Below are 2925 nucleotides of genomic sequence, written 5' to 3'. Positions count from 1 at the left end.
CGTAAGCTTCCTGAAGGTGCCGTGTACCGTGGCAAGAGCGGACAGGCCAACCTGACCGTAGGCAGTGACGGCAAGGGGAACCTTGTGGCCGAAGCCTCGTGTGACAGCCTGCAGCAGCTGGTGCTGTGGTATGAAGAAGAACTGACACGCATCCGAAGCGAGACCAATAGTGAAACTTCGAATGACGTTCAAATGGAAGAAAAACGCCCTCCGAACCGGATACGGGTGTTTGTTACAGGTATATTGGCCGGCTTGTTGGCCGGTGTGTTATTAACCATCAAACTTTATAAACGATGAACAAGAATTTTATGTACGGCATCGGTGCCGTGAAATACAAGGACTTTGTGGTAGGCTATATCGAGAAAGGTTCGTTTGACCTGGGCGGCCAGAAACCCGAAGCCGCGAAGATCGAGGCGGAACAGGTGCCGGGAGCCCCGGTGCTGATTATCCCGCAGAGCAACGGTAGCATTGCCCCTACATTCAACGTAATCCAGATGGACTACAAGAACCTGCATGCCTTGCTGGGCGGCTCGCTGCACTACAAAAAAGAGGACAGCGAGAAGAAGAATCCTGTGGGCTGGACCGCCCCGCAGGCCGCCATCCTGATGCAGGGGCCGTGGGAGCTTTCCCTGGTGTCCGGACAGAGCGTGCTGATACCGAACGGTACGTTGCTTTCCAACCTGGGCGGCAAGCTGACGCTTACGGAAACGGCCAAGATAGAATGCACCCTTGAGGTGGCTATGCCGGAGGACGGTTCGCAGCCCTACGGTGTGTTCAACGCGGATGCCCTGCCCGAAGAATGGAGCCAGCACAAGCTGCCGGCAGCGGGAGCCGCGGCCGCAGCATCGGTCCAAAGTGAAGCGGTCCCGGGTAAGGAGGGCTAACGTATGGATGACCGGCTGAAACAACTGATAGAGATGGAGTGTGCGGACGCGCTGCTTGACAGCGGCGTGTCCGTTCCTCTTAAAAGGTGGAAGCTTCCCTGGCTTAAACGCCCGCTGGAGGTACGTGTGACGATGAAGCGTCCGAGGCTGTGGGGTCAGATTCTGCTGACGCGGGAATACCTGAAGATGGGTGTCAAACCCGATTGGCAACCGAAGGACAAGGCCGAGGAACTGGCCTTCGTGGCGGAACACGGTAAGGCTGTAAGCCGTCTGCTGGCCTATACGGTATGCCGGGGCTATATGTCGAAGCCCGTGGGCATCGGTCTGACGGCGTGGGTGCTGCGGAACTTTGTGGAGTGGCGCTATCTGACGGCTATGTTCCGGACATTCGAGCGTCTGATGGGCACGAAGGATTTTATGCGTATTATCAGCTCGGCGGCGCGGGCGAACCCGATGACCCCGAGACTGAGCCAGGCAAGGAAGGGGAGTTAAGAACCCGGTATGAGGGTTCCCATAGCCCTTTCGGTTTCGTGTGGCAGATAGCATCGGCAACGGGCTGGAGTGTGGACTACATACTGAACGGTGTGAACTGGCAGACGCTGATACTGATGCTGAGCGACGCGCCGCGGTATGTGCGGAAAAGGCAAGGCGGCGGAAACGATGCTCCCAAACCGGAGCGCAGCGCCGAGGATGAAGCGAACGATATAGTAGGATTTTTTCAAAGCAAACTGGAATGAGCAAACCTGTAGAGATTGAATTTTTGATGAAGGACAACCTCACGCCCGGCATGAACAAGGCCGAGCGCGAGGCACTGGAACTGCGTAATACCGTCAGGCTGCTGGAGGCTGAACTGGAGAGGCTGCGCCTTGCCGGGGAAACAGCTTCGCCCAACCTGGACCAGAGTGCCAATATCGCGCAGATCCATGCACTGGAGAAGCAGCTTGAGGAATTGCGCGGCAAGTTGAAGCAGTTGCAGGAGGAATCGGAATCCGTACAGGTCACCCCTGCAGATATACCTAATGCACAGCGGCAGTTGGGTGGCCTGCACAACAGCATCCAGCAGATTGCGCGTGAAATGCCCTCCTTGGCCATGGGACCGCAGATGTTCTTCCTGGCCATATCCAATAACCTGCCGATTTTTACGGACGAACTTGCCCGTGCCCGGAAAGAATACGACGAGTTGCAAAAGTCGGGCAAGAAAGGCACGCCGGTATGGAAACAGGTACTCTCCTCCCTCTTTTCCTGGCAGACGGCTCTCACCACCGGCATCATGCTGCTTGTGATGTACGGTGACGAAATCTGGGAGTGGACGAAGGATTTGTTCAGTGCCAAGAAAGGTGTGGATGAATTCAACATCTCGCTGAAGGAAATGACCGAGATAGAAAAGGACGGCCGTGCCCAGATGGTGCGTACCCGCTTCGAACTGAAATCGGTCATCAATGAAATAAAGAACTTCACCGGAAGCAAGGAACAGGAAAAGGCCAAGGTGGAGGAACTGAACCGCAAGTACGGGGAATCTTTCGGGTATTATAAAACACTTTCCGAGTGGTATGATACCCTTATCCAAAAGAGCGAGGATTATGTGCAATCCCTCTTCCTCCAGGCGAAAGTACAGAATTTAGTAAAAAAAGCGTCAGAGGTTGATGAAAAAATAGCCGAGGCAGAGGCGAAGGATGAGAGTGAATTTGATACCTGGTGGGGGTATGGAGGAAAGGTTGACCGTTTTTTTTCTTCGGATCAATCATATAAACAGAATAATAACGGGCGTTGGAAAAAAAAGGAAGAAATAGACCGGCTTAAAGCAGAGTATAACGGATATATATTAGCGGCGGAGAATTTAACCAAGGAGCGCTTGAAACTGGAACAGGAGTCAGGCATCGGCGGACATGCCGACCCCAAACAGCCCGGAAAGAATCCGGAAGCGGAAGCCAAACAACGGCTTGCCACAGAGCGCAGGCTGGCGCAGGATCTTGCCGCCCTGCAGGCCGAGAACCGGAAGGAAGAGATAGACCGCATGCAAGCCGGTACCGAAAAGAAACTG

At 54.5% G+C, this 2925-nt stretch carries 3 protein-coding genes and 2 pseudogenes; all 5 read left to right on the top strand.

The genetic code is table 11. The annotated features are described in order from the left end of the window. Nucleotides 1–297 (top strand): annotated as a pseudogene (locus LPH68_RS25940) (hypothetical protein); the annotation flags it as partial. A gap of 11 nt (nucleotides 298–308) precedes the next feature. Then, complete coding sequence (locus tag LPH68_RS25935; RefSeq protein ID WP_230297249.1) at nucleotides 309–884, top strand: hypothetical protein; 576 nt, start codon at nucleotides 309–311, stop codon at nucleotides 882–884. A 3-nt stretch (nucleotides 885–887) separates the two neighbouring features. After that, nucleotides 888–1376 (top strand): hypothetical protein, encoded by a 489-nt coding sequence (locus tag LPH68_RS25930; protein WP_230297248.1) that lies wholly within the window; start codon nucleotides 888–890, stop codon nucleotides 1374–1376. Between the two features lie 38 nt (nucleotides 1377–1414). Then, nucleotides 1415–1621: a hypothetical protein gene (locus LPH68_RS25925; protein WP_230297247.1), complete on the top strand. Its 207-nt coding sequence runs from the start codon at nucleotides 1415–1417 to the stop codon at nucleotides 1619–1621. Continuing rightward, nucleotides 1618–2925, top strand: a pseudogene (locus LPH68_RS25920) (viral A-type inclusion protein); the annotation flags it as partial. The gene LPH68_RS25925 and the pseudogene LPH68_RS25920, both read left to right, overlap by 4 nt.

Source organism: Bacteroides sp. 1_1_30 (assembly GCF_020982715.1).
In the GTDB taxonomy this organism is placed as follows: Bacteria; Bacteroidota; Bacteroidia; order Bacteroidales; family Bacteroidaceae; genus Bacteroides; species Bacteroides xylanisolvens.
This window is presented reverse-complemented; position numbering and strand designations above follow the sequence as displayed.

What these genes read in the sequence shown, in the direction of transcription:
- LPH68_RS25935 (WP_230297249.1), top strand. Translation starts at nt 309, where the DNA reads ATGTACGGCATCGGTGCCGTGAAATACAAGGACTTTGTGGTAGGCTAT.
- LPH68_RS25930 (WP_230297248.1), top strand. Translation starts at nt 888, where the DNA reads ATGGATGACCGGCTGAAACAACTGATAGAGATGGAGTGTGCGGACGCG.